This is a genomic window from Sphingopyxis sp. L1A2A (assembly GCF_005502465.1).
Classification (GTDB): Bacteria; Pseudomonadota; Alphaproteobacteria; order Sphingomonadales; family Sphingomonadaceae; genus Sphingopyxis.
Genome location: NZ_SCOT01000005.1, coordinates 61,822 through 86,374 on the forward strand (window position 1 = coordinate 61,822; position 24,553 = coordinate 86,374).

The 24,553-nt window shown below is 65.2% G+C and carries 21 protein-coding genes; 14 read left to right on the forward strand and 7 right to left on the reverse strand.

Features of this window, described 5'->3' with window-relative positions:
- Positions 1 to 12: 12 nt before the first annotated feature.
- The gene (locus tag FFS68_RS05095; RefSeq protein ID WP_137752126.1) at positions 13 to 726 is read left to right on the forward strand and encodes a head GIN domain-containing protein; all 714 of its coding nucleotides are present in this window, start codon (positions 13 to 15) and stop codon (positions 724 to 726) included.
- A gap of 197 nt (positions 727 to 923) precedes the next feature.
- Here the strand turns inward: FFS68_RS05095 and FFS68_RS05100 are convergent, their stop codons facing one another.
- A complete protein-coding gene (locus FFS68_RS05100) occupies positions 924 to 1,727 on the reverse strand; it encodes an SDR family oxidoreductase (RefSeq protein WP_137752127.1) in 804 nt (267 codons plus the stop codon).
- Positions 1,728 to 1,837: 110 nt separating this feature from the next.
- On the opposite strand from FFS68_RS05100, the gene FFS68_RS05105 reads away from it, so the two are divergent.
- The 8 genes from FFS68_RS05105 to FFS68_RS05140 all read left to right on the forward strand — a co-directional run bounded on the left by FFS68_RS05105 (position 1,838) and on the right by FFS68_RS05140 (position 11,213).
- Positions 1,838 to 2,353: a hypothetical protein gene (locus tag FFS68_RS05105; RefSeq protein WP_137752128.1), complete on the forward strand. Its 516-nt coding sequence runs from the start codon at positions 1,838 to 1,840 to the stop codon at positions 2,351 to 2,353.
- 264 nt (positions 2,354 to 2,617) lie between these two features.
- Positions 2,618 to 2,890 carry a hypothetical protein gene (locus tag FFS68_RS05110; RefSeq protein ID WP_249340019.1) on the forward strand — a complete coding sequence of 91 codons (273 nt, stop codon included), beginning with the start codon at positions 2,618 to 2,620 and terminating at the stop codon, positions 2,888 to 2,890.
- A gap of 106 nt (positions 2,891 to 2,996) precedes the next feature.
- Positions 2,997 to 5,732 carry a preprotein translocase subunit SecA gene (gene secA / locus FFS68_RS05115; protein WP_137752129.1) on the forward strand — a complete coding sequence of 912 codons (2,736 nt, stop codon included), beginning with the start codon at positions 2,997 to 2,999 and terminating at the stop codon, positions 5,730 to 5,732.
- A 286-nt stretch (positions 5,733 to 6,018) separates the two neighbouring features.
- On the forward strand, positions 6,019 to 7,458 hold the full coding sequence (locus FFS68_RS05120; protein WP_137752130.1) for a circularly permuted type 2 ATP-grasp protein: 1,440 nt from the start codon (positions 6,019 to 6,021) through the stop codon (positions 7,456 to 7,458).
- Positions 7,458 to 8,399, forward strand: coding sequence for an alpha-E domain-containing protein (locus tag FFS68_RS05125; protein ID WP_137752131.1), 942 nt, complete (start codon positions 7,458 to 7,460; stop codon positions 8,397 to 8,399). The genes FFS68_RS05120 and FFS68_RS05125 overlap by 1 nt, the downstream gene beginning before the upstream one ends.
- The gene (locus tag FFS68_RS05130) at positions 8,396 to 9,199 is read left to right on the forward strand and encodes a transglutaminase family protein (protein ID WP_137752132.1); all 804 of its coding nucleotides are present in this window, start codon (positions 8,396 to 8,398) and stop codon (positions 9,197 to 9,199) included. The genes FFS68_RS05125 and FFS68_RS05130 overlap by 4 nt, the downstream gene beginning before the upstream one ends.
- Positions 9,200 to 9,247: 48 nt before the next feature.
- Positions 9,248 to 9,979 carry a peptidase gene (locus FFS68_RS05135; protein WP_137752133.1) on the forward strand — a complete coding sequence of 244 codons (732 nt, stop codon included), beginning with the start codon at positions 9,248 to 9,250 and terminating at the stop codon, positions 9,977 to 9,979.
- A gap of 46 nt (positions 9,980 to 10,025) precedes the next feature.
- Positions 10,026 to 11,213: a serine hydrolase domain-containing protein gene (locus tag FFS68_RS05140; RefSeq protein ID WP_137752134.1), complete on the forward strand. Its 1,188-nt coding sequence runs from the start codon at positions 10,026 to 10,028 to the stop codon at positions 11,211 to 11,213.
- A gap of 101 nt (positions 11,214 to 11,314) precedes the next feature.
- Here FFS68_RS05140 and acs read toward each other — a convergent pair whose 3' ends face one another.
- Positions 11,315 to 13,282 (reverse strand): acetate--CoA ligase, encoded by a 1,968-nt coding sequence (acs, locus tag FFS68_RS05145; protein ID WP_249340020.1) that lies wholly within the window; start codon positions 13,280 to 13,282, stop codon positions 11,315 to 11,317.
- A gap of 242 nt (positions 13,283 to 13,524) precedes the next feature.
- On the opposite strand from acs, the gene FFS68_RS05150 reads away from it, so the two are divergent.
- A complete protein-coding gene (locus FFS68_RS05150; protein WP_137752135.1) occupies positions 13,525 to 15,024 on the forward strand; it encodes an aldehyde dehydrogenase family protein in 1,500 nt (499 codons plus the stop codon).
- A 27-nt stretch (positions 15,025 to 15,051) separates the two neighbouring features.
- On the opposite strand, the gene FFS68_RS05155 is transcribed toward FFS68_RS05150, so the two are convergent.
- From FFS68_RS05155 to fsa, 3 genes are all read right to left on the reverse strand, one after another.
- Entirely contained in the window at positions 15,052 to 16,554 is a 1,503-nt protein-coding gene (locus FFS68_RS05155) for an acetyl-CoA acetyltransferase (RefSeq protein ID WP_249340021.1), read from the reverse strand.
- Position 16,555: 1 nt separating this feature from the next.
- On the reverse strand, positions 16,556 to 17,350 hold the full coding sequence (locus FFS68_RS05160) for an enoyl-CoA hydratase-related protein (RefSeq protein ID WP_137752136.1): 795 nt from the start codon (positions 17,348 to 17,350) through the stop codon (positions 16,556 to 16,558).
- Positions 17,351 to 17,547: 197 nt separating this feature from the next.
- Positions 17,548 to 18,198 (reverse strand): fructose-6-phosphate aldolase, encoded by a 651-nt coding sequence (fsa, locus tag FFS68_RS05165; protein ID WP_058809965.1) that lies wholly within the window; start codon positions 18,196 to 18,198, stop codon positions 17,548 to 17,550.
- 214 nt (positions 18,199 to 18,412) lie between these two features.
- Between fsa and radA the strand changes: the two genes are divergently transcribed.
- Genes radA through FFS68_RS05185 form a run of 4 tightly spaced genes read left to right on the forward strand, consistent with a single transcriptional unit; the run spans position 18,413 to position 22,632 of the window.
- The gene (radA, locus tag FFS68_RS05170) at positions 18,413 to 19,774 is read left to right on the forward strand and encodes a DNA repair protein RadA (protein WP_137752137.1); all 1,362 of its coding nucleotides are present in this window, start codon (positions 18,413 to 18,415) and stop codon (positions 19,772 to 19,774) included.
- A gap of 10 nt (positions 19,775 to 19,784) precedes the next feature.
- On the forward strand, positions 19,785 to 20,330 hold the full coding sequence (locus FFS68_RS05175) for a CvpA family protein (protein ID WP_171003747.1): 546 nt from the start codon (positions 19,785 to 19,787) through the stop codon (positions 20,328 to 20,330).
- The gene (locus FFS68_RS05180) at positions 20,327 to 20,755 is read left to right on the forward strand and encodes an iron-sulfur cluster assembly scaffold protein (RefSeq protein WP_137752138.1); all 429 of its coding nucleotides are present in this window, start codon (positions 20,327 to 20,329) and stop codon (positions 20,753 to 20,755) included. The genes FFS68_RS05175 and FFS68_RS05180 overlap by 4 nt, the downstream gene beginning before the upstream one ends.
- Positions 20,752 to 22,632 (forward strand): cation:proton antiporter, encoded by a 1,881-nt coding sequence (locus FFS68_RS05185; RefSeq protein WP_137752139.1) that lies wholly within the window; start codon positions 20,752 to 20,754, stop codon positions 22,630 to 22,632. The genes FFS68_RS05180 and FFS68_RS05185 overlap by 4 nt, the downstream gene beginning before the upstream one ends.
- A 117-nt stretch (positions 22,633 to 22,749) precedes the next feature.
- On the opposite strand, the gene aroB is transcribed toward FFS68_RS05185, so the two are convergent.
- Both aroB and FFS68_RS05195 read right to left on the reverse strand, forming a co-directional pair.
- A complete protein-coding gene (gene aroB / locus FFS68_RS05190) occupies positions 22,750 to 23,856 on the reverse strand; it encodes a 3-dehydroquinate synthase (RefSeq protein ID WP_137752140.1) in 1,107 nt (368 codons plus the stop codon).
- On the reverse strand, positions 23,844 to 24,434 hold the full coding sequence (locus FFS68_RS05195; protein WP_137752141.1) for a shikimate kinase: 591 nt from the start codon (positions 24,432 to 24,434) through the stop codon (positions 23,844 to 23,846). The genes aroB and FFS68_RS05195 overlap by 13 nt, the downstream gene beginning before the upstream one ends.
- Positions 24,435 to 24,553: the final 119 nt, after the last annotated feature.

A 24,553-nucleotide genomic window follows, 5' to 3' on the forward strand; every position in this document is an offset into this window, starting at 1 on the left:
TAAGGCGGCACCATGACCTTTGCCCTCCGAAGCGCCGCGTTTGCGGCCGTCGCCCTGCTTGCCATCGCCCCAGCCGTGGCGGCCGAGAAACGCTTTGGACTGACCAGCTTCGAGGCGATCGAGGTCAATGCCGATTATGCGATCGAGGTGACGACGCGCGCCCCGGTTGGCGCGGTCGCGACCGGGCCGCAGGACGCGCTCGACCGGCTGACGGTCGAGGCGCGCGACGGGCGGCTGGTGATCGGCCAGCGCCAGTTCGCCGGCGACGCGGATCGCAAGGCGCCGCGCGGTGCGGTGACGATCCGCATCAACGCCGCGAACCTGCGGTCGGCAACGATGGGCGGCGCCGGATCGCTGCGCATCGACCGGATGAAAGGAACGCGCGTGAGCATCGGCCTGCGCGGTCCCGGGACGCTGTCGGTCGGGACGATCGCGACCGACCGGCTGTCGGTCACGATGATCGGCAACGGCACGATGACGCTGGGCGGCACCGCAAAACAGGCGCAGATGACCTTGTCGGGCGCCGGAATGTTCGACGCTGGCGCGCTGGCGGTGGATATGTTGACCTTTGATGGCGAAGGCGCGGGCGACCATATGCTGCGTGCAGTCAAGACCGCCGCGGTGACCGCGCGCGGCGTCGGCAAGACCGTCGTGCTGGGCAAGCCGGTGTGCACGGTGCGCAACATCGGCAACGGATCGGTGCAATGCGGGGCAGCGAAGAAATAGTTTTTCGTCTGACGTCGGAATGGCGGGAAGCGACCGATCATAGACCTCCGATTTCGTCATCCCGGACTTGATCCGGGATCCATCCGCCCTCGCGGCATAGCGCGGCGCAAGAGGTCATGGACCCCGGATCAAGTCCGGGGTGACGACGGCAGGATGTCCGCTCACCACCCCAAACCTGACTTCCGAGGGCGCGACGCTCAATGCCCCGCCGTTCCCAACCCGTCGACCTTCTTCGACTGGCGCGTGATCAGCCCCGGGAACCAGCGGGCGAGGCGCGCCAGGCGCTTCGCCATCTTGCCGACCGTCACATGGACCTTGTCGCCGTGGACTGCCGCCCAGGCCGCCTCGGCGACGCGTTCGACCGGGACGATTTCAAACCCGCTGTCGGACAGGCGATCGCGCGCCGGTGCGTTGCTGTCGGCGCTGACCTGATCGAGCAGCGGGGTGTCGATGAAGCCCGGCATCAGCGAGCGGACCTTGATGCCATGCTTGGCGAACTCGATTTCGAGCGCCTCGGTCAGTCCGCGCACCGCGAACTTGGTCGCCGAATAGATGGCGAGCCCGGCGACGCCGTAAAAACCCGATGCCGATCCGGTGTTGAGGATCGCCGATCCCGGCGTTGCGCGCAGCAAGGGCAGCGCCGCATAAATACCATTGACGACGCCGCCGAAATTGATCGCGATCAGCCGGTCGGCTTCGGCGGGCGGCATGTCGGCGAACTGGCCGCCGGTGCCGATCCCGGCGTTGTTGAACAGCACGTCGAGGCGGCCGCCGCTTTGCAGGGCAAAGGCGTCGAGCGCCGCGGCCCACTGGTCGCGGTCGCGCACGTCCATGACGTGGCGCGACGAAGCGCCTTCGGGAAGCAAGGCGGCGGTTTCGTCGATTCCGGCGCGGTTGACGTCGGCGATGCCGACGAACCAGCCCTGACCGGCAAAATGGCGCGCGACCGCGCGACCGATGCCCGATCCACCGCCGGTGATGAAGATCGCTTTCCGTGCCATAGGCTCCCTCCTGACATTCTTGTCAGTGCGACAAGATGCCAAGTTGACGTTTCCGTCAAGCGGCAATGACGGCTTGGCAAGGGGGCGGACCGCTGGTTAAGAGGGCGGCGATGACCCGCGGCCTCCGCCTGATCCTCCTGTCGCTGCTGATGCTGTGCGCGGGCCTCACCGCTCCTGCGCGCGCCGAGGTGGTCGTGAGTTTTTACAGCCATGATTTCGGCGACCGTTTTCCGCACGCTTTCATCGTGCTGAAGGGCAAGGTCGATGCGACGGGGGAGGTGATCGACGCCAATTACGGCTTCACCGCGACGTCGGTCAGTCCGGCGATCCTGTTCGGATCGGTGAAGGGCAAGGTGGAATCGTCCGAGCCCGACTATATTGCCAAGAGCGATCGCCAGTTCGACGTCGCCGTCGATGACGCGACCTACGCGCGGGTGATGGCGAAGGTCGCCGAATGGCGTGACCGCGAGCAGCCGAGCTATAGTCTGAACAAGCGCAATTGTGTGCATTTCGTCATGGAACTGGCCGAAATTGTCGGGCTGAAGGTCAATCGCAAGAGCAAATTGTTCAAGAAGCCGAAGAGTTTTTTGATCGAAGTGAAAGAGCTGAATCCGGGGTTGGGTTGAGGGCCGATTTCGACCGGTTACCGCCGTTCTCCCTTCACTTCGTCATTCCCGCGAAAGCGGGAACCCAGCGAGCCAGCGTTGCAACTGGGTTCCGAATGACGAGGAGGGTGTGGGGCAGCGCCCCACCCCAGAACCGCGTTTCGCGACCGATCCGGATGCCGCCGCGGCAACGCATCCCAGCCCCTAGACGCGACGCCGCTTTCACCCTATGTTCAGGGAACGGGGCGCAATATCTTGGGCTCCGGACGATAACAGGGGCGATTCTTGCGGTTATTGCTGACCCTTTTGGCATTGTTGACCGGTTTGGCGACCGCCGACCGGGCCGTTGCCGCGCCTGCCGTTCCGGCGGCGATGGGGGCGCTGGTCCTGCTTGCCGAAACCGCGGGACAGGCGGAAACCAGCGATAGCGAACGGCGCCCGACCGCGACAACGCCGACCCGGCGCACCAGCGGTGGCGGCACTGGCCGCAAACCGCGCAAAGCCCCGCCGCCGCATCTTCCCGGCCTGCTCACCGGCAGCGACCGCGCGCTCGAATAGAGCGGCGCTTTAGCGCCCGTTTCAAGGCGCCACCCCGCACCGGGGCATATGGCATATTCTTGCGGCCAACGCGCCGCCCTTTCATCTATATCCCAAGGAATCCTCGATGTTTTCTGGCCTTGCCAAGAGCCTGTTCGGCTCGTCCAACGACCGCTATGTCGCCTCGATCCGCAAGATCGTCGACAAGATCAACGCCTTTGAACCCGCCATGCAGGCGCTCGATGACGCGGCATTGCAGGCGCAGACGCCGACCTTCCGCGACCGCCTGATCGCCGGCGAAACGCTCGACGACATCCTGCCCGAGGCCTTTGCGACGGTGCGCGAAGCCGCGGTCCGCACGCTCGGTATGCGCCATTTCGACGTCCAGATGATCGGCGGCATCGTCATGCACCGCGGCGAGATTGCCGAAATGGGTACCGGCGAAGGCAAGACGCTGGTTGCGACGCTCGCCGCCTATCTCAACGCGCTTGAGGGCAAGGGCGTGCATGTCGTTACCGTCAACGACTATCTTGCCCGCCGCGACGCCGAATGGATGGGGCAGGTCTATGGTTTTCTGGGGCTGACCACCGGGATCATCGTCCCCAACCTGAACGAATTGCAGCGCCGCGACGCCTATGGCAGCGACATCACCTATGCGACGAACAACGAGCTGGGGTTCGATTATCTGCGCGACAATATGAAGTTCGATCGCCAGCAGATGGTCCACCGCACTTTCAATTTCGCGATCGTCGATGAGGTCGATTCGATCCTGATCGACGAAGCGCGCACCCCGCTGATCATCTCCGGCCCGACCGACGACAAATCCGAGCTGTATATTCGCGTCAACGAAATCGTCCATCATCTGGTCGAGGAAGATTTTGAGAAGGACGAAAAGTCCAAGTCGATCAACCTGACCGAGGATGGCACCGAGCATGTCGAAAGGCTGCTCGAGGATGCCGGGCTGCTCCAGGGCAGCAACCTTTACGACATCGAGAACACCCAGGTCGTCCATCACGTCAATCAGGCGCTGAAGGCGATCCAGATGTTCCGCATCGACACCGACTATATCGTCAAGGACGGCAAGGTCGTGATCATCGACGAATTTACCGGTCGGATGATGGACGGCCGCCGCTGGTCCGACGGCCTGCACCAGGCGGTCGAGGCGAAGGAAGGCGTCCAGATCGAGCCCGAGAACCAGACGCTGGCATCGATCACCTTCCAGAATTATTTCCGCATGTATCCCAAATTGTCGGGGATGACCGGCACCGCGGCGACCGAAGCCGCCGAATTTTTCGACATTTACAAGATGAATGTCGTCAACATCCCGACCAACCGCCCGATCGCGCGGGTCGACGACGAGGATGAATTTTACAAGAATATCGCCGACAAGTTCGGCGCCATCGCCAAGACGATCCGCGCCGCGAACGAGCGCGGCCAGCCGGTGCTGGTCGGCACCGTGTCGATCGAAAAGTCCGAACTGCTGTCGTCCTATCTGAAAGAGGAAGGCGTCGCGCACAGCATCCTGAACGCGCGTTTCCACGAAAATGAAGCGCATATCGTCGCGCAGGCCGGGCGCACCGGCGCGGTGACCATCGCGACCAACATGGCGGGCCGCGGCACCGACATCAAATTGGGCGGCAACGAAGAATTCCGCATCAACGACGAGCTGAGCGACGTCCCGGAGGGTGCCGAGCGCGACGCCGCGATCGCGCGCATTACCGCCGAAGTCGCCGCCGAGCGCGAAGCGGTGAAGGCGGCCGGCGGGCTGTTCGTTCTGGCCACCGAACGCCACGAAAGCCGCCGCATCGACAACCAGCTGCGCGGCCGTTCGGGGCGCCAAGGCGATCCCGGCCTGTCGAAATTCTACCTCTGCCTCGACGATGATTTGCTGCGCATCTTTGGCCCCGACACGCTGTTTTCCAAGATGATGAACAAGAATCTGGAGGATGGCGAGGCGATCGGGTCGAAATGGCTGTCGAAGGCGATCGAGACCGCGCAGAAAAAGGTCGAAGCGCGCAATTATGACATCCGCAAGCAGGTCGTCGAATATGACAACGTCATGAACGACCAGCGCAAGGTGATCTACGAACAGCGCGGCGAAATCATCGACAGCGAAACCGTCGACGAGGTGATGGTCGCGATGCGCGCCGAAACGGTCAATGCGATCATCGCCGATGCGTGCCCGCCGGGCAGTTATCCCGAACAGTGGAACATCGAGCAGATGAAGGAGCGGACGCTGAACATCCTCGACCTGTCGCCGCCGATCGACGACTGGATGCAGGAAGATGCGGTCGATGCCGAAATCTTTGAGGAGCGCATCCAGGCCCAGGCCGATGCGGTCGCCGCCGAAAAGGCGGGTCAGGTCGATGCCGAAACGTGGAAGGGCATCGAAAAGTCGGTGCTGCTCCAGACCCTCGATCATCATTGGAAAGAGCATCTGGCGACGCTCGATGCGCTGCGTCAGGTCGTCTTTCTGCGCGCCTATGCCCAGAAACAGCCGATCAACGAATATAAGCAGGAAGCCTTTGCGCTGTTCGAACGCATGTTGTCGAACATCCGCGAGGACGTGACGCGCACCGTCGCGCGGATCGACCTGCGCTTTGAAGAGCCCGAGGCTATGCCGCTCCCCGACCTGCCGGACTTTCTGACCACCCACATCGATCCGTTCACCGGCGATGATAACAGCGCCGACATCGACGGCGGCGAGCTGGGCGTCATCGCCAACACGCTGCCGCCGATGCAGTCGCCGCGTCCGGACCTGCCGGAGGGGGAAAATCCCTATGCGGCGCTCGACATCAGCCGCAACGCGCCCTGTCCTTGCGGTTCGGGCCGCAAGTACAAGCATTGCCACGGGGCGATTTGACCCCGATCGTCCGGCTCGCTTTCCATTCGTCACCCCGGACTTGATCCGGGGTCCATGCCGCGGCGCCGGGAGGGATGCCGGATCAAGTCCGGCATGACGAAGGAAGCGGCGGCCAACCCCTTGATGTTACCGTATCAATCGGCGTCACGAGGCCGCTTGCCATCCCGGGCGGGCGCGATTAGCATCGGGTGCATAAGCTCGGCGGCCACGTAGCCGGCGAACGACGCAGCAGCTGGAACAGAACGCGCCGCGCACGCCGAAGACATCGGGCGCGGCAAGGGGTGGCATGTTGCGTGGAAAGGGCGGACGCATTTCCTTTTTCGATGAAATGAACAGCCAGGAGGGCGAAACCCGGTCGCCCTATCGAGACTATTGCGGGTGGTTCGAGGCCGAGGATGTGGCGCGCATCCAGCACAAGACGGTGCAGGCCGAGGCACTGTTCCGCACCACGGGCATCACCTTTAACGTTTATGGCGCCGCCGATGGCGACGAGCGGCTGATCCCGTTCGATGTTGTGCCGCGGATCATTTCGGCCAGCGAATGGCGCCGCCTGTCGCGCGGCATCGAACAGCGCGTCCGCGCCCTCAACGCCTTTCTGTACGACATTTACCACCGGCAGGAGATTTTGCGCGCCGGGCGGGTGCCGACCGACCTGATTGCCGGCAATGTCGCATTTCTGCCGATGATGATGGGGCTCGATCCGCCCGGCGGCATTTATACCCACATCAGCGGTACCGACATCGTGCGCACCGGCGCCAACGAATTTTACGTGCTCGAGGATAATGCGCGCACCCCGTCGGGGGTGTCGTACATGCTCGAAAATCGCGAAACGATGCTCCAGATGTTTCCCGAACTGTTCGCGAAAGTGCCGGTGCGCGAGGTCAGCGATTATCCGATCAACCTGCTCAAATCGCTGGCCGCCTGCGCGCCGCCGGCGTGCGGCGGGACGCCGACGGTCGCGGTGCTGACCCCGGGGATCCACAACAGCGCCTATTATGAACATAGCTATCTGGCCGACCATATGGGTGCCGAGCTGGTCGAGGGGCACGACCTGCGCGTCGTCGACGGGCGCGTCGCGATGCGCACCACGCAGGGTTATAAGGCGATCGACGTCCTCTATCGCCGCGTCGATGACGACTTCCTCGATCCGCTGAACTTTCGCCCCGATTCGATGCTCGGGGTGCCGGGGATCTGGGACGTTTATCGCGCCGGCGGGATCACCATCGCCAATGCGCCGGGCACCGGCATCGCCGACGACAAGGCGCTGTACAGCTATATGCCCGACATCATCGAATTTTATACCGGCGAAAAGGCGTTGCTGCCCAATGTGCCGACCTGGCGCTGTTCGGACCCCGAGCATCTGCGCGAAGTGCTCGACCGACTGCCCGAGCTGGTGGTCAAGGAGGTCCATGGATCGGGCGGTTACGGGATGCTGGTCGGCCCCGCCGCGAGCAAGAAGGAACTCGCGGCGTTCCGCGCCAAGCTGGAGGCGAACCCGAGCAATTATATCGCGCAGCCGACGCTGTCGCTGTCGACCGTGCCGATCTTTACCAAAAAGGGACTGGCGCCGCGCCACGTCGACCTGCGGCCGTTCGTGCTGATGTCGCCGCAGGGGATCACGATCACCCCCGGCGGGTTGACGCGCGTTGCGATGACGCGGGGCTCGCTGGTGGTGAATTCGAGCCAGGGCGGCGGGACCAAAGATACCTGGGTATTGGAAGACTGATGCTAGGCAAGACCGCAGGCAGCCTCTTCTGGATGGCGCGCTATCTTGAGCGCAGCGAGAATAACGCGCGGTTGATCGACGCGGGGTTCCGCATCGCGCTCACCCGTTCATCGACCGCCGCCGCCGAATGGAAATCGGTGCTGGTGACCGCGGGGGTCAATCAGGCCTTCCAGACCGCGCATGGCGATTACAGCTCGGCCCGGGTGATCGATTTCCTGCTCCGCGATCCCGCCAACCCGTCGAGCATTTTGTCGGTGATCCGGCAGGCGCGCGACAATGCGCGCACCGCGCGCACCGCGCTGACCCGGGAGACGTGGGAGGCGGTCAACACCAGCTGGATGACGCTGACCGCGCTGCTCAAACGGCAGGTGCGCGAGGATGATCTGCCCGATGTGCTGACGACGATCCGCCAGCAGAGCGCGCAGGTGCGCGGCGCCCTCAACGGCACGATGCTGCGCAACGACGGCTATCATTTCGCGCTGCTCGGTACGTATCTTGAACGCGCCGACAACACCGCGCGCATCCTCGACGTCAAATATTATCTGCTGCTTCCCTCGGTCGCGCATATCGGCACCTCGATCGACAATGTGCAGTGGGAAACGATCCTGCGCTCGGTGTCGGCGCACCGCGCCTATCGCTGGCTGTACGGGGCCGAGATCAGCGCACTGAAGATCGCCGAATTCCTGATCCTGTATCCGCAGATGCCGCGCAGCCTGGCCTTTTGCAGCGAGCGGATGGAGAATCATCTGGCCCAGCTGCAACGTCATTATGGCGAAGAGACCGAGGCGTGGCGGCTGGCGCATGCGCTGAGCCACGAAAAACTCAATGCGCCGATCCAGTCGATTTTCGACGGCGGACTCCACCAATATGTGACCGGCTTCCTGCGCGACATCGCCAACCTCGCGCGGCAGGTCGAGCGCGACTATCGGTTTGTCGAATGAAACTGCGCGTCGAACATATCACCCGCTATCACTATGATGCGCCGGTCAAATATGCGCTGCAGCAGCTCAAGCTGACGCCGAAGGATCGGCCGGGACAGCAGCATATCGTCGACTGGGCGATCGACATCAAGGGCGGCGCGCAGCAGCTTCACTATAGCGACCATCACGGCAATGGCGTCGACCTGATCGCGATCGATGGCGGGGTGACCGAACTGACGATCCGTTGCCACGGCACCGTCGAGCTGGAAACCTGGGATGGTGTCATCGGCGCGCACCGCGGCGCGATGCCGCTATGGACCTTTCTGCGCCCGACGCCGCTCACGCGCGCGGGGCGGCAAGTGCGCGCGCTGACCGCGCAGCTGGGCCGTGATTACGCCAATGACATCGAACGCGCCCATGCGCTGTCGGCATTAATCATCGACCGGCTGGCGTACCGGATCGGGTTTACCGACGCGGAAACGACCGCCGAACAGGCGCTCGGCAGCGAAGGCGGGGTGTGCCAGGACCATGCCCATATCTTCATCGCCGCGATGCGCCATCTGGGGCATCCGGCGCGCTATGTGTCGGGCTATCTGATGATGAACGACCGCACCCAGCAGGATGCGACGCACGCGTGGGCGGAGGCGCATTTCGACCATATCGGCTGGATCGGCTTTGACGTCAGCAACGGCCATTCGCCCGATCAGCGCTATATCCGCGTCGCCACCGGGCTCGATTATCGCGATGCCGCCCCGGTGCGCGGCATGCGCTATGGCGCGGCGCAGGAAAATCTGGTTGTTCAATTGCAGGTCCAGCAATAAGCGGACCGGGGGAACACAGGATTATCCGGGGCGGGGATATAGGATTCGATGACTTATTGCGTGGGCATGCGTTTGAACAAGGGGCTGGTGTTCATGTCGGACACCCGCACCAATGCCGGTGTCGACGACATCGCGCAGGTCCGCAAGATGCGCAGCTGGCACGTGCCGGGCGAGCGTGTCATCACATTGATGTCGGCGGGCAATCTGGCGACGACGCAGGCGGTCGTCAGCCTGCTCGACGAGCGCACCAAGGCGCCCGAAGACCGCCACCCGTCGATCCTGGCGGCGCCGTCGATGTTCCAGATCGCGACGATCGTCGGCGAAACGCTGCGTCAGATCGTCATGCGCCACAATGCCGAGGGACCGGCGGCTGCCTCCCCCTTTCGCGCCTCGCTGATCGTTGGCGGCCAGATTGCGGGCGCCGAACCGCGATTGTTTCTGGTCTATCCCGAGGGCAATTTCATCGAGGCAGGCGAGGACAATCCCTTTTTCCAGATCGGCGAAACCAAATATGGCCGCCCGATCATCGTCCGCTCCTATGATCCGGCGATGTCGTTCGAGGACGCGGTCAAGCTGCTGTGCGTGTCGTTCGATTCGACGATCCGCGCCAACGCCGGGGTCGATCTGCCGATCGACCTGAAGATCCACGAGCGCGACGATTATACGACGGTGCGCGAACGGCGGTTCGAGCGCGGCGACCCCTATTTCGACAGCGTCGCCAACGGCTGGGCCGAAGCGCTGGGGATTGCGCTGGCGGAGCTTCCCGACTTTCATTTCTGATCCTGATCGGCCACCGTCCTCCGGCACTGGATCGGGAGGGATTGCCATGATGCGCTGGATTGCCGCCGCGCTTGTCTTGACGGCCACGCCCGCCACCGCCGACGAGGCGCGCTTCGACAAGGCCCTGGACGATTTTCGCGCGGTGCATCGCGCCGAAATGCGCCGGTCGAATATCGTCGGGAGCAGCTTCTACGTCGTGCTGCGCGGCCGGACGGTCGTTGCCGATCATCGGGGCGAGCAGGATGCCGAGGCGCATGTCCCGGTCGATGCGCAGACGATCTATCACTGGGCGTCGATCACCAAGACGATGACGGGAATCGCGATCATGCAGCTGCGCGATCGCGGCCTGCTGTCGCTCGACGATCCGATTGTCAAATATGTCCCGGAACTTATGGCGGTGCATAATCCGCATGGCGACACGGGCGCGATCACGCTGCGCCAGCTGATGAGCCACAGCGCGGGCTTTCGGAGCGGAACCTGGCCGTGGCGCGGCCATGACTGGCAGCCGTTCGAGCCGGCCAGCTGGTCGCAGCTGGCGGCGATGCTGCCCTATACCAAGGTCGAGTTTAAGCCCGGCAGCCGCTTCAGCTACTCCAACCCCGGCATCGTCTATCTGGGTCAGGTGATCGAGCGGCTGTCGGGCGAGGATTATGAAGTCTATATTGACAAGAATATCCTGAAGCCGCTGGGCATGCACGCCAGCACGTTCGACCGCACCCCGCCGCACCTGATGCCGCACCGATCGCACAGCTATACTATTCGCGACGGCAAGCGCGTGGCGGCGCCGTTCGATGTCGATACCGGGGTGACGGTGTCGAACGGCGGGCTCAACGCGCCAATGCCCGACATGGCAAAATATGCGGCGTTCCTGCTCGGCGATCCGGCGCGGCAATCCGACTATGATCTGGTACTGAAACGGTCTTCGCTGGAGGACATGTGGACGCCGCAAATTTCGGCGGGCGAGGACTTCACGCAGGGTCGCATGGCGACGACGACGCAGAGCGGCTTGGCCTTTTTCATCGATCGCAGCGCGGCGGTGCGGTTTGTCGGGCATAATGGCGACCAGAACGGCTTTCGCGCCTACCTTAGCCTGTGCCCCGACCAGCGGGTCGGCAGCCTGCTGGCCTTCAACACCGAGACGCGCGGGGTGCAGAATAGCCCCGCCAATCGCGACACGGCGGAATCGCGCATCGCGCTGGCGACCGACAGTTTGTGCGAGGCGCTGGCGAAATAGTCCGACTCTATCGTCACCCCATCGTCACCCCGGACTGGTCCGGGGTCAAAGGGCGCGCCGTCGCGATGGATCCCGGATCAAGTCCGGGATGACGATAGAGGCTACCGGTTCTTGCGTCCCTCGATCAGCCCGTCGACCAGGCTCGGATCGGCGAGAGTTGACGTATCGCCGAGCGCCCCGAAGTCATTCTCGGCGATCTTGCGCAGGATGCGGCGCATGATCTTGCCGCTGCGCGTCTTGGGCAGTCCGGGGGTGAGGTGGATATGGTCGGGGGTGGCGATCGGGCCGATTTCCTTGCGGACCTGTTGCTTCAGCGTCGCGGCGATCTCTTCGGTCGGTTCGACCCCGGCGTTGAGCGTCACATAGGCGTAGATGCCCTGGCCCTTGATATCGTGCGGGAAGCCGACGACCGCGGCCTCGGCCACCAGCTCGTGCAGCACCAGCGCGCTTTCGACCTCGGCGGTGCCCATGCGGTGGCCCGACACGTTGATGACATCATCGACGCGGCCGGTGATCCGCCAATAGCCGTCGGCATCGCGGCGGCAGCCATCGCCGGTGAAATATTTGCCCCGATAGGTCGAGAAATAGGTTTCAGCGAAGCGGCCATGGTCGCCATAGATCGTCCGCGCCTGTCCGGGCCAGCTGTGGGTGATGCAGAGATTGCCCTCGGCCGCGCCGCCACTCTGTTCGTCGACCAGCACACCGCCCTCGGCATCGACGAGCTGCGGGCGGATGCCGAAGAAGGGGCGGCCGGCGCTGCCCGGCTGGGCCGGATGCGCGCCGGGCAGGGTGGTGATCATGATCCCGCCGGTCTCGGTCTGCCACCAGGTGTCGATCACGGGAACGCGGCCCTTGCCGACGGTGTCGCTGTACCAGCGCCATGCTTCGGGGTTGATCGGTTCGCCGACGCTGCCGAGCAGGCGAAGCGAGCTGAGGTCGTGGCGCGTCACATAATCGTCGCCCTCGCGCATCAGCGCGCGGATTGCGGTGGGGGCGGTGTAGAGGATATTGACCCGATGCTTATCGACGACCTGCCAGAAACGGTCGTGACCGGGATAGTTGGGCACGCCCTCGAACATCAAGGTCGTCGCGCCATTCTGGAGCGGGCCGTAGACGACATAGGAGTGTCCGGTGACCCAGCCGATATCGGCGGTGCACCAAAACACTTCGCCCGGGCGATAGTCGAAGCCATAATGAAAGGTGCTGGCGGTCCAGACGCTGTAGCCGCCGACGGTGTGGAGCACGCCCTTGGGCTTGCCGGTCGATCCCGAGGTGTAGAGGATGAACAGCGGATCCTCGGCGCCCATCGGTTCGCACGGGCAGTCGGCACTGACGTCGGCCGACAGCGCATCGTACCAATGGTCGCGGCCTTCCTGCATCGCGACGTCGCCGCCGGTGTGCGCGATGACGAGCACCGCTTTGACGTCGATGCGCTCCAATGCCTTGTCGACATTGGCTTTCAGGGGAACGGTCTTGCCGCCGCGCCGCCCCTCGTCGGCGCAGATCACCCAGTCGCTCGCGCAATCCTCGATCCGCCCGTGGATCGCCTCGGGCGAGAAGCCGCCGAAGACGACGCTGTGCACCGCGCCGATGCGCGCGCAGGCGAGCATCGCCGCCGCGCCCTCGGGGATCATCGGCATATAGATGGTGACGCGGTCGCCCTTCCGGACGCCCATTTTCTTGAGCGTGTTGGCAAAACGGATGACATCGGCGAGCAGCGCGGCGTAGCTGATCGTCCGCGTCTCGCCATCGGGGGCGTCGGGCTCGAAGATGATCGCGGTGCGGTCGCCATGGCCTGCGGCGACATGCCGGTCGACGGCGTTGTGGCAGAGGTTGAGGACGCCGTCCTCATACCATTTGATCGACACCGGGTCATAGGACCAGTTGGCGATTTTGGTCGGCGGCGTGATCCAGTCGATCCGCTTCGCCTGTTCGGCCCAGAAGGCGTCGGGGTCGGCGATGCTTTGTGCATAGAGCCGGTCGTAATCGGCGGCGCCGCAATGCGTGTTGGCCGCGGCGTCGGCGGGGACGGGGACGAAAGGCTCGGACGGCGGCAATTCGGACGACACTTGACGACTCTCCCGCTAATGTTCTGACGACGCTCTCCCTATTCGATAGGCTGGATCGCGGCGAGCAAGCAAATCTTGAAACCCCAATATCGGTTCGCATCGTGCGAAGTCGAGATGCCGCTCGGCAACGCCCGCCTTCATGGTGTCTCGACCCTTCGGCACGCTCAGGACAGGCTTCGCTCGACACGAACGGGGAGAGGGGATTAGAGGGCGGCGCAAGGATGAACACGAGAGGAAAAACAATGGCCGGGATCGGCGAAGACGTCGGACTGTTGCTGGACGCGCTGGGTGTTGACCGCGCGGCATGGACCGACGGGTCGATGCCGTCGGCGACGCCGCTGACCGGCGAGCAGCTGGGCATGGTGCAGGTTGTCGATGGCGCGGCGATCGACGAGCGGCTCAATGCAGCGACGGCTGCGTTCCGCGCCTGGCGCCAAGTCCCGGCGCCGCGGCGCGGCGAACTGGTGCGATTGTGGGGTGAGGAACTGCGCGCCGCCAAGGACGATCTGGCGAAGCTGGTGACGATCGAGGCGGGCAAGATTCCGTCGGAGGGTGCGGGCGAAGTGCAGGAGATGATCGACATCTGCGACTTCGCCGTCGGACTGTCGCGGCAATTATATGGCCTGACCATCGCGACCGAGCGGCCGGGGCACCGGATGATGGAGGTGTGGCACCCGCTGGGCGTCGTGGGCGTCATCTCGGCGTTCAATTTTCCGGTGGCGGTGTGGGCGTGGAATGCCGCGCTGGCGCTGGTGTGCGGCAACAGCGTGGTGTGGAAACCGTCCGAAAAGACGCCGCTCACCGCACTCGCGACGCAGGCGATTTTCGCGCGCGCGGTGGCGCGCTTCGGTGATGCACCCGACGGGTTGGCGCAACTGCTGATCGGCGGGCGCGAGGCGGGCGAGGCGCTGGTCGACGACAAGCGCGTCGCGCTCGTCTCGGCGACCGGGTCGACGCGGATGGGCCGCGCCGTCGCGCCGCGGCTGGCGGAGCGGTTCGCGCGCGCGATCCTCGAGCTTGGCGGCAACAATGGCGTGATCGTCGCGCCCTCGGCGGACCTTGATCTGGCGCTGCGCGGCGTTGCCTTCGGGGCGATGGGGACCGCGGGTCAGCGTTGTACGACGACGCGGCGCCTGTTCCTGCACGATAGCATTTACGACGGTTTCGTTGCCAGGCTGAAGGCGGCTTATGCCAGCGTCGGCGTCGGCAACCCGCTGGAGGGCGAGGTGCTCGTCGGGCCGCTGATCGACCGCGCGGCGTATGAGATGATGCAGCAGGCGCTGGCCGCCGCCTCAGCCGCCGGGGGCGTCATCCACGGCGGCACGCGGGTCGGCGAGGGGGCGAGCTATTATGTGAAACCCGCGCTGGTCGAAATGCCGGGGCAGGTCGGTCCGGTGCTTGAGGAGACGTTCGCGCCGATCCTCTATGTGATGCGCTATTATGACTTGGGCGCGGTGATCGACCTGCACAATGATGTCGCGGCGGGGCTTTCGTCAGCGATCTTCACCACCGACATGCGCGAGGCCGAGCGGTTTCTGGTCGCGAGTGATTGTGGGATTGCCAACGTCAATCTGGGCACGTCGGGCGCCGAGATAGGGGGTGCGTTCGGCGGTGAAAAAGAAACCGGCGGCGGGCGCGAGAGCGGGTCGGACGCATGGCGCCAATATATGCGGCGGGCGACGAATACGGTGAATTATTCGGATGCGCTGCCGCTGGCGCAGGGGGTTTCGTTCGAGATCTAGTGCCCCTCCCGCAAGCGGGAGGGGAGATTAGACCGCGCGCCAGCCGAAGCCCTCATCAAGTGCCACGATCTGCCCCGCCGCACCAACCGGCTCCACCTTTCCATCGGTCAGGAACGCCAGCATCGCCGCATCGCCAATATCGACATGCGCCAGCGTGCGCTTGTCCTCCGGCGCCCGCGCCACAACAACCCCGGCCTTTGGACCGCCATCGCGGCCATAAAATACCGTATAGCTTTCGATCGTCGCCGGCCCGGCATAATCCTCGGCCAAATCGGGCACCGGGCCGCGCCGAGCTTCGGCTTCGGCCTGGTAATCGAAATCCTGCGGGAAGCTCGCCGCCGCGATCGGCTCGCGCCCCAGCACGATGCAATGATTGTCGGTCGCAAAACCGCCGTTGGCGAACAGAAAGCCATGGCGGCCCTCGGCGCGCAGGCGATCGACCATCGAGACAATGGCATGGCTCATATAGTTTGCGATCGGGCCGCCGCCAAAGGTCAACCCGCCGAACACCGTCGCGGGCCGATCGACCGGCCAGCCAAGGATGCGCCGCGCCATTTTAGGCACGCAGGGGAAGCAGCTGTAGAGTTCGACATGATCGAAATCCCGCGCCGTCATGCCGTTGAGCGCGAGGGTGCGGGTGATCGACGTTTCCATGCTGACGCTACCGTCATAGCGGTCGCGGTGGAGGATGCTCGCGGGCTCCTTGGCCGCGGCGCCCATGCCGACGTAGATCAGGCGGTCCTCGGGGATGCCGCGCCGCCACGCTTCGGCGAGGCTGGCGACGATAAATCCGGCGCCCTGGTTCACCGACGAATTGGCGACCATCAGCTTGGAATAGGGAAAGGCGATCGGCCGGTTGCGTTCATCGACGGTCAGGATGTCCGCAGCCGAGGTGGGCTTGCGGATCCACGCGCCGTCATTGGCGGCGGCGACTTCGGAAAAGCGCGACCAGATTTCGGCGCTTTCTGTTTGTGCCTCGGTGAGGCTCTGCCCCCACGCGGCGCGGGTCGCATTTTCATAGAGCGGATAAACATCGACCGGCGCGGCCAGCCCGTGCAACTGGGCGTAGTTCGGTTCGCGCCGCGTCGCGACTTTGCGGATCGCATTATAGCTTTTGTCCTCGCCGCTCGCGGCCTTGGCGGCGCGGCCCGCGGCGGTACGCAATGCTTCGCCGCCGATGATCGCCGCGAGTTTGATCTCGCCCGCGCCGATGCGGTTCGCGGCCTCGTTGAGCAGGCGCACCGGGGTGTCGCCGTGCGGCGCGGCGGACTGATAGTTGATCGCGGGCGTCGCCCCGATCGCGGCGGCGAGGGGTTCGCACAGTTTGCCGAGGTGGTGAAAGCTGATCTGATCGACGATCGCCAGACTGTCGAGGTCGGCCAGCGGCACGCCAGCGTCCTCGGCAGCGATCCGGAGCGCCGCGACCATCAGCCCGAGCGAATCGAGACCGTCGTCGGGATCCTCGGGCCGGTCGTTTACCTGTCCGACACCGATGATGACGGGAATGCGCTCGGGATCGGTCATCGTCATTTTAGCGCGCCTTCCACTCGGGCTTGCGCTTTTCGGCAAAGGCGCGCGGGCCTTCGCGCGCGTCTTCGCTGCGCATCAGCGCGGTGCGTTCGAGCGTGTTAGCTTCCCAAAAGGGCGCGTCGGCGGCGATGCGGCCCTCATGGATGCCGAGCGCGACGCGCTTCGATGCCTGCACCGACAGCGGCGCGTTGGCGGCGATCTTTTCGGCGATCGCGATCGCGGTGGGCAGCAGCTCGGCAAGCGGCACGACATGGTTGACGAGGCCGAATTCGGCGGCGCGCGCGGCGGGGATCGGGTCGCCGGTCAGCATATATTCCATCGCCAGCTTGCGCGGCAGCTGCTGCGCCAAGCGGAACGCGCCGCCCGCGGCGGCGAACAGCCCGACCTTGACCTCGGGCAGGCCGAATTGCGCATGATCGGCGGCGATGATGATGTCGCTCATCAGCGCGATTTCGCAGCCGCCGCCGAAGGCGAAGCCGTTGACCGCGGCGATGATCGGCTTCGAGATCGGGTGCGACACCATGCCGGCAAACCCCCACGCCTGCTGCGCCGGATCGTCGGGATAGAGGCTTTCGCCGCGCGACAAGGCAACTAGGTCGGCCCCCGCGCAAAAGCTCTTGTCGCCTGCGCCGGTGATGACGACGGCGCGGATTTCGGGATCGGTTTCGGCGGTTTCGAGCGCGGTGCCGATGCCGATATGGACCGCGGCGTTGACCGCGTTGCGTGCTTCGGGGCGGTTGATCGTGACGATCAGGACGTGGCCGCGGCGTTCGGTGAGGATGGTGGTGTCGGTCATCGCGAATCTCTCCCTTTGGCGGGAGTATCGCGGTTGGTTGACGTTTACGTCAACTGTAATCCTCCCTGTGGCGAAGCCATGGGGAGGGGGACCGTCCGCAGGATGGTGGAGGGGCGGCGACGTCGCGTCATGGCCCCTCCGTCAGCGGCTACGCCGCCGCCACCTCCCCATCGCTGCGCGACAGAGAGTATGAGTCGTTAAATCGACTGGCCGGTCTTCGCCCAATCGGCGAGGAAGCCTTCGATGCCCTTTTCGGTCAGGATATGCTTGAACAGCCCCTTGATCACCGACGGCGGCGCGGTCATCACGTCGGCGCCGATCTTGGCGGCTTCGAGCACATGGATGCCGTGGCGCACGCTGGCGACGAGGATTTCGGTCTCATAGCCGTAATTGTCATAGATCAGCCGGATGTCGGAAATCAGCTGCATCCCGTCGAAGCCATTGTCGTCGTGACGGCCGACGAAGGGCGAGACGAAGGTCGCGCCGGCCTTTGCCGCGAGCAGCGCCTGCGCCGCCGAGAAGCAGAGCGTGACATTGACCATCGTGCCGTCGCCGGTCAGCGCCTTGCACGTTTTCAGCCCGTCGATCGTCAGCGGCACCTTGATGCAAACGTTAGGAGCGATCTTGCGGAGAATTTCGGCCTCTTTCATCATCGTTGCATGGTCGAGCGCGACGACTTCGGCCGACACCGGGCCGGTGGTGAGGGCGCAGATTTCGCGCGTCACTTCCTTGAAATCGCGCCCTGACTTGGCGATCAGCGACGGGTTGGTGGTGACCCCGTCGAGCAGGCCGGTCGCGGCGAGTTCCTGGATGTCGGCGATTTCGGCGGTGTCGGCGAAGAATTTCATGGCGCGGGCTTTCTGTCGGAAGGGCGATTCGGGTGTTGCCGGTCCCCTAGAGCAATGCGCGCGAAATATGAACCGTCACGACCCCACTTTCGTCATCCCGGACTTGATCCGGGATCCATAGCCGCGGCCGCCGCATGGACCCCGGATCAAGTCCGGGGTGACGAAAGTGGGAAAGGGCTAGCGTTCCACCTTTGTTCCTATTATGCGAAGCCGCATGGCCAAAGCAAAACGTCAATATGTCTGTCAGAATTGCGGCTCCGCCACCTATCGCTGGCAAGGGCAATGCGCCGATTGCGGCGAGTGGAACACATTGGTCGAAGAGGCCGGCGAGACCGTCTTTTCGGCCAAGCACGACCTGAGCAAAGGCGGGCGGACGATCGCGCTTGAAACGCTGAATGCCGAAAGCAAGATGCCCGAGCGGATGCTGTGCGGGATCGCTGAATTCGACCGTGCGCTGGGCGGCGGCTTCGTCGCAGGGTCGGCGACGCTGATCGGCGGCGACCCGGGGATTGGCAAATCGACCTTGCTGCTCCAAGCGGCGGGACGGCTCGCGCAGGCGGGCAAGTCGGTCGTCTATATCAGCGGCGAGGAAGCCGCGGCGCAGGTGCGGCTGCGCGCGCAGCGGCTGGGGCTGGGCGATGCGCCGGTGGCGCTCGCCAGCGCGACGTCGGTGCGCGACATATTGGCGACGCTCGACCGCCAGACCGCCGATTTCGTCGTCATCGATTCGATCCAGACGATGCACAGCGACCTGATCGACAGCGCGCCGGGGACGGTCAGCCAGGTGCGCGCGAGCGCGCAGGAGCTGATCCGTTATGCCAAGGACAGCGATGCGGCGATCGTGCTGGTCGGCCATGTCACCAAGGACGGGACGATCGCCGGGCCGCGCGTGCTCGAACATATGGTCGATACCGTGCTGGCGTTCGAGGGCGAGCGCAGCCACCAGTACCGCATCCTGCGCGCGGTGAAGAACCGTTTCGGCGGCACCGACGAGATCGGGGTGTTCGCGATGGGCGAGGAGGGGCTGGGCGAGGTGTCGAACCCGTCGAGCCTGTTCCTGACCGACCGCAGCCGCGATGTGCCGGGATCGGTGGTGTTTCCCGCACTGGAAGGCACGCGCCCAGTGCTGGTCGAGGTGCAGGCGCTTACCGTGCGGCTGGCGAGCGGCGCGACGCCGCGGCGCGCGGTCGTCGGGTGGGACAGCGGCCGGCTGGCGATGGTGCTCGCGGTCCTGGAGGCGCGCTGCGGGCTGCAAATGGGCGCCGCCGAAGTCTATCTCAACATCGCGGGCGGCTACCGGCTGACCGATCCCGCCGCCGACCTCGCGGTCGCCGCGGCGCTGATTTCGGCGTTCAGCGAGCGGCCGGTGCCCGCCGACGCCATCGTCTTCGGCGAATTGTCGCTGTCGGGTGAAGTGCGGCAGGTGTCGCACGACGGGCTGCGGCTGCGTGAGGCCGCAAAGCTGGGTTTTTCGCGCGGCTGGGGGCCGCAGGGCATGAAGCCGGTCGGTGGAATAGCGGTGACCGCTTTCGCACGGCTCGGCGAACTCGTTGACCTGATGCTCGGTCGCGACTAGCCACCCCTGAATGGGAAGTCTGACAGCTCTGGATATCCTCGTACTGACGCTCGTCGGCGGCAGCGCGGTGCTCGGTTTTTCGCGCGGCCTGGTGCAGGAAGTGACGACGTTGCTCGCCTGGATCCTGGCGATTGCGGCGGTGCGCTTCTTTCATCCGGCTGTCACCGACCTGCTCACCGGTTGGGTCGGCAGCGGCGGCGGCGCGGCGATGCTGGCGTTCGTGTTGCTGTTCGGCGGCGTGTTCGCCTTTGCCAAATGGGGATCGCGCGCGATGGGACAGCGCAGCCGTGCCTCGCTCGTCGGCGGTTTCGACCGCGGGCTGGGGGCGGGATTCGGCGCGGTGAAGGGGCTGATGATCGCGGCGCTGGGCTTCATGGTGCTGACGCTGCTTTACGACATCGGCTATGGCAACGCCCAGCGCCCGACGTGGATGACCGACAGCCGCACCTATCCCGCGCTCAACGCGACGAGCCAGGCGCTGAGCCAGGTGATCGCCGAGCGCCGCGCGGAAGCACGCGAGGCGGAGGCCGGTCAGAAGGACGCGCCGACGCCATGAGCGCGCCGCTGTATAACCGCGATATTTTGGCGCTGGCGGTGGCGACCGCTGACCATCTGCCCAATCCCGACGCGCGCTATCACGCGACCGCGCGGGCGCCGCTGTGCGGCAGCCGCATCCTCCTCGACCTCGACGCCGATGACGCTGGGCGGGTGACCGGGATCGGCATGCATGTCGAAGCCTGCGCGCTGGGACAGGCCGCCGCGACGCTGCTGGCGCGCCACGTCAAGGGGCGCAGCCGCGACGAGATCCGTGATGCGCGCGATGCGATCGCGGGCTGGTTCGGTGGCACCGGCGACGTTCCCGATTGGCCGGGGTTCGATCTGCTCGCTCCGGCGCGGGACTATCCGGCGCGGCAGGGGGCGATCCTGCTGCCGTTCGACGCCGCGATCCTGGCGCTCGAGAAACAGGGCGTGCGGGTATGAGCCTGCTTGGGCTGAGCGCGGTGGCCGCCGAAGTCGCCGCCGAGCAGGCGAGTGACACGGCGCTGATCGAAGGCGCGATCCTGCTGGGGGTTGCGACCTTGTTCGTGCTGCTGTTCCGCCGTCTCGGGCTGGGCGCGGTGCTGGGCTATCTGATCGCGGGGTCGCTGGTCGGCCCCTATGGCCTGGGCCTGGTCGGCGGCGGCGAATCGAAGCTCGCCTTTGCCGAAATCGGCATTGCCTTCCTGCTCTTCCTCGTCGGGCTCGAACTGCATCCGCGGCGTTTGTGGGACATGCGCCGCGCGATCTTTGGGCTGGGTCTGGCGCAGGTCGTGGTGACCGGACTGATCCTCTCCGGGCTGATTTTCCTGATCCTGGGCTTCAGCTGGCAGGCGGCGCTGGCGCTCGGGTTGCCGCTCGCGCTGTCGTCGACCGCGCAGGTGCTGCCCAGCCTCAAAAGCTCGGGGCGGATCAATTCGCCCTTCGGTGAAAAAGCGTTTTCGATCCTGTTGTTCCAGGATCTGGCGATCGTGCCGATGATCACGATCGTCGCCGCGCTGTCGCGCGCGCCCGCCAATCCCGACGCGCCGCCGGGGTGGGAGACCGCGTTTTTCACGGTGTGGGCGATCGTCGTCCTGGTGCTCGCGGGGCGCTTTGTCGTCAACCCGCTGCTGCGGATCATCGGCCGCTATGGCGAGCGCGAGCTGTTCGTCGTCGTCGGGCTGCTCGTCGTCCTTGCCAGCGCCGCGTTCATGCACAGCCTGCACCTGTCGACCGCGCTGGGCGCGTTCATCGCCGGGGTGATGCTCGCCGATTCGCCGTATCGGCACGAGATCGAGGCCGACGTCGAACCCTTCCGCCTCGTGCTGCTCGGGCTGTTCTTCCTCGCGGTTGGCATGGTGCTCGACCTCAATGTCATCCGCGACGATCCGCTGCGCGTCGTGGCGCTCGCCGCCGGGCTGGTCGCGGTCAAGGTCGCGGTGCTGACCGTCATCGTCCGCCTGTTCGGCAAGCCATGGAGCGTCGCGCTGGGGCTTGGCCTGTTGCTCAGCCAGGGCGGTGAATTCGGCTTTCTGCTGTTCACCCAGGCGACCGAAGCGCAGCTGATCGCGCCCGAGGCCGCGAGCCTGTTCAGCGCCGTCGTGACGCTGTCGATGATATCGACTCCGTTCCTGATGCTGTTCGCGCGCAACCTGGAATTCGCCCCCGCCAGCGTCGAAGCCGAGCTCGACGATCCCGAACATGCCCCGCGCGGGTCGGCGATCGTCGTCGGGTACGGGCGGTTCGGGCAGATCGTCACGCAGATGCTGAACGCGGTCGACTGTTCGGTGACGCTGATCGACAAAAAGGCCAGCCAGATCGAAACGTCGGGGCGCTACGATACCAAGGTCTATTATGGCGACGGGCTGCGCGTCGATGTGCTGCGCCGCGCCGATGCTGAACAAGCGCGGCTGATCATCTTCTGCACGGACGATCGCAGCATCGATGCCGCGGTGCTGGCGCCCATCGTCAAGGCGTTTCCGAACGCGAAAATCCTGACCCGGGTGTTCGACCGCCGCCAGCTGATGGCGATCGACGGCGCCGGGGTCGATGGCGCGGTGCGCGAAACCTTTGAAAGCTCGATCGCGTTGGGGCTGCTGGCGCTCAAACAGATCGACGTCGGCGAGGCCGAGATCGCCGACGTCGAACAGGCGCTGCGTCATCTCGATGCCGAGCGCCTGCATGTGCAGATCAGCGAAGGCGATGTGACCGCGGGGATGGACCATCGTTTTGTCGCGGGCGGCGGACGGCAGGCGGCGAGCGTGCTGGAAACGCTGCGCGAACGGCGGCACGCGGCGAAGCTGGCGCGGGAAGAGGGCGACGCGGCGGCTGGCGTTTAACGCTGCGCCGATTCCTTTAAACATAGCCCTGAGCCTGTCGAAGGGCGCCTGTCCGAGAAGCGCCCTTCGACAGGCTCAGGGCTATGGTACAGAAGATCCGCATTAAACGGGGCAAACTTAGCGGTGCTGCTCGCCGTCCAGAAACGCCGCCACGACATCCAGGCCAAATTCGTCGGTGACAAAGCTCCGACCGATCCCGCGGGTCAGGATCAGCGGCAGCTTGCCGCCGCGCACTTTCTTGTCATGCGCCATATGCGCCGCGAGGGTTGCGCCGTCGGCATCGACCCCGGCGCTCGCCAGATCGTGCGGCAGGCCGACCACGGCGAGATGCGCGGCGACGCGGTCGGCGTCCGCCGCCGAACACAGGCCTTGCGCCGCCGAGAAACGATGTGCCAGCGCCATGCCCGCGGCGACCGCTTCGCCGTGGAGCAGTCGGTCCGAATAGCCGGTCTCGGCCTCGAGCGCATGGCCGAAGCTGTGGCCGAGGTTGAGCAGCGCGCGAATGTCCTGCGTCTCGCGCTCGTCGGCGGCGACGATGCGCGCCTTGGCAGCGACGCTGTGGGCGATCGCCTTGTGCCGCGCGGCGCTGTCGCCCGCGAGCAGTGCTTCGCCATGCGCCTCGCACCACGCGAAGAAATCGGCGTCGTCGATCAGGCCATATTTGATGACCTCGGCATAGCCCGCGGCCAGATCGCGGCGCGGCAAGGTGGCGAGTGTTGCCGGGTCGATGACGACCAGCGCCGGCTGGTGAAAGGCGCCGATCATATTCTTGCCCGCCGCGACGTTGATCGCGGTCTTGCCGCCGACGCTGCTGTCGACCTGCGCCAGCAGGGTGGTCGGCACCTGGATGAAATGGCAGCCGCGTTTGACGATGCTGCACGCGAAGCCGACGAGATCGCCGATGACGCCGCCGCCTAAGGCTATGACATGGTCGCTGCGTTCAACGCCTTCGCCGATCAGCCAGTCGGTCAGGCGCGCGAGCCCGGCCCAGCTTTTGGTGGCTTCGCCGGGCTCGAGGACGAAGGAGGAGAAGGAGATATTCTCCATCGCCAGCGCGGTGCCGAGCGGCACCAGATAATGATCGGCGACATGGGTGTCGGTGACGATCATCGTCCGCGGGCGCTTGAGCAGCGGCGCGACATGCTCGCCGATGCTGCGGATCAGCCCGTCCCCGATCAGGATCGGATAGCTGCGGGCGCCAAGGTCAACGGTCAGCTGTTCCATTTCGGATCTTCCCACTTTGCCAGGGCTTCCAATATTGCCCGCACGGTCTGGTCGTGCGGGGTGCTTGCCGAGCTGACGCGCAGATGCGCCTCGGCATAGATCGGGTTGCGGACCGCCGCCAGCTCGCGCAGCACCTCGGCGGGGTCGCGATTTTTGAGCAGCGGGCGGTGGCTGCGGCGCCCGACCCGCTCGACCAGCGTCGCGATGTCGGCGTCGAGCCAGACGCACCGGCTATCGCGGAGGATCAGCGCCCGGGTTTCGGCGTTGATGAAGGCGCCGCCGCCGGTCGCCAGTACCATCGGTTTGCCGGCGAGCAGCCGCGCGATCACACGGCGTTCGCCGTCGCGGAAATGCGCTTCGCCAAAGCGTTCGAAAATATCGGAGATTGTCATGTCGGCGGCGCGTTCGATTTCGTCGTCGGCGTCGGCGAAGCGCATCCCCAGCCGACCCGCCAGACGGCGGCCGACGGTCGATTTTCCCGACCCCATCAGTCCGACGAGCACGACCGACCGGTCGCGGATCGCGGCGGGGATCGCGCTGGAGCGGTTTGGCGCCGGGCTTTTCGGGTTTCGCGACATGGTGCGCGCGGCTATACCGCCCGGGACGCGCGGAACAACGGTTTTCGGCGATAGACGAAGGCCCGGCCTGCCGGGCGCGAAGGATTGGGGTGGACGTGGCCGACAAGATTGCCGAAAGC

Bases quoted from the DNA above. Each gene is read 5' to 3' on its own strand.
- FFS68_RS05095 (WP_137752126.1), top strand. From the start codon at position 13: ATGACCTTTGCCCTCCGAAGCGCCGCGTTTGCGGCCGTCGCCCTGCTT.
- FFS68_RS05100 (WP_137752127.1), bottom strand. From the start codon at position 1,727: ATGGCACGGAAAGCGATCTTCATCACCGGCGGTGGATCGGGCATCGGT.
- FFS68_RS05105 (WP_137752128.1), top strand. From the start codon at position 1,838: ATGACCCGCGGCCTCCGCCTGATCCTCCTGTCGCTGCTGATGCTGTGC.
- secA (WP_137752129.1), top strand. From the start codon at position 2,997: ATGTTTTCTGGCCTTGCCAAGAGCCTGTTCGGCTCGTCCAACGACCGC.
- FFS68_RS05120 (WP_137752130.1), top strand. From the start codon at position 6,019: ATGTTGCGTGGAAAGGGCGGACGCATTTCCTTTTTCGATGAAATGAAC.
- FFS68_RS05125 (WP_137752131.1), top strand. From the start codon at position 7,458: ATGCTAGGCAAGACCGCAGGCAGCCTCTTCTGGATGGCGCGCTATCTT.
- FFS68_RS05130 (WP_137752132.1), top strand. From the start codon at position 8,396: ATGAAACTGCGCGTCGAACATATCACCCGCTATCACTATGATGCGCCG.
- FFS68_RS05135 (WP_137752133.1), top strand. From the start codon at position 9,248: ATGACTTATTGCGTGGGCATGCGTTTGAACAAGGGGCTGGTGTTCATG.
- FFS68_RS05140 (WP_137752134.1), top strand. From the start codon at position 10,026: ATGATGCGCTGGATTGCCGCCGCGCTTGTCTTGACGGCCACGCCCGCC.
- FFS68_RS05150 (WP_137752135.1), top strand. From the start codon at position 13,525: ATGGCCGGGATCGGCGAAGACGTCGGACTGTTGCTGGACGCGCTGGGT.
- FFS68_RS05155 (WP_249340021.1), bottom strand. From the start codon at position 16,554: ATGACGATGACCGATCCCGAGCGCATTCCCGTCATCATCGGTGTCGGA.
- FFS68_RS05160 (WP_137752136.1), bottom strand. From the start codon at position 17,350: ATGACCGACACCACCATCCTCACCGAACGCCGCGGCCACGTCCTGATC.
- fsa (WP_058809965.1), bottom strand. From the start codon at position 18,198: ATGAAATTCTTCGCCGACACCGCCGAAATCGCCGACATCCAGGAACTC.
- radA (WP_137752137.1), top strand. From the start codon at position 18,413: ATGGCCAAAGCAAAACGTCAATATGTCTGTCAGAATTGCGGCTCCGCC.
- FFS68_RS05175 (WP_171003747.1), top strand. From the start codon at position 19,785: ATGGGAAGTCTGACAGCTCTGGATATCCTCGTACTGACGCTCGTCGGC.
- FFS68_RS05180 (WP_137752138.1), top strand. From the start codon at position 20,327: ATGAGCGCGCCGCTGTATAACCGCGATATTTTGGCGCTGGCGGTGGCG.
- FFS68_RS05185 (WP_137752139.1), top strand. From the start codon at position 20,752: ATGAGCCTGCTTGGGCTGAGCGCGGTGGCCGCCGAAGTCGCCGCCGAG.
- aroB (WP_137752140.1), bottom strand. From the start codon at position 23,856: ATGGAACAGCTGACCGTTGACCTTGGCGCCCGCAGCTATCCGATCCTG.
- FFS68_RS05195 (WP_137752141.1), bottom strand. From the start codon at position 24,434: ATGTCGCGAAACCCGAAAAGCCCGGCGCCAAACCGCTCCAGCGCGATC.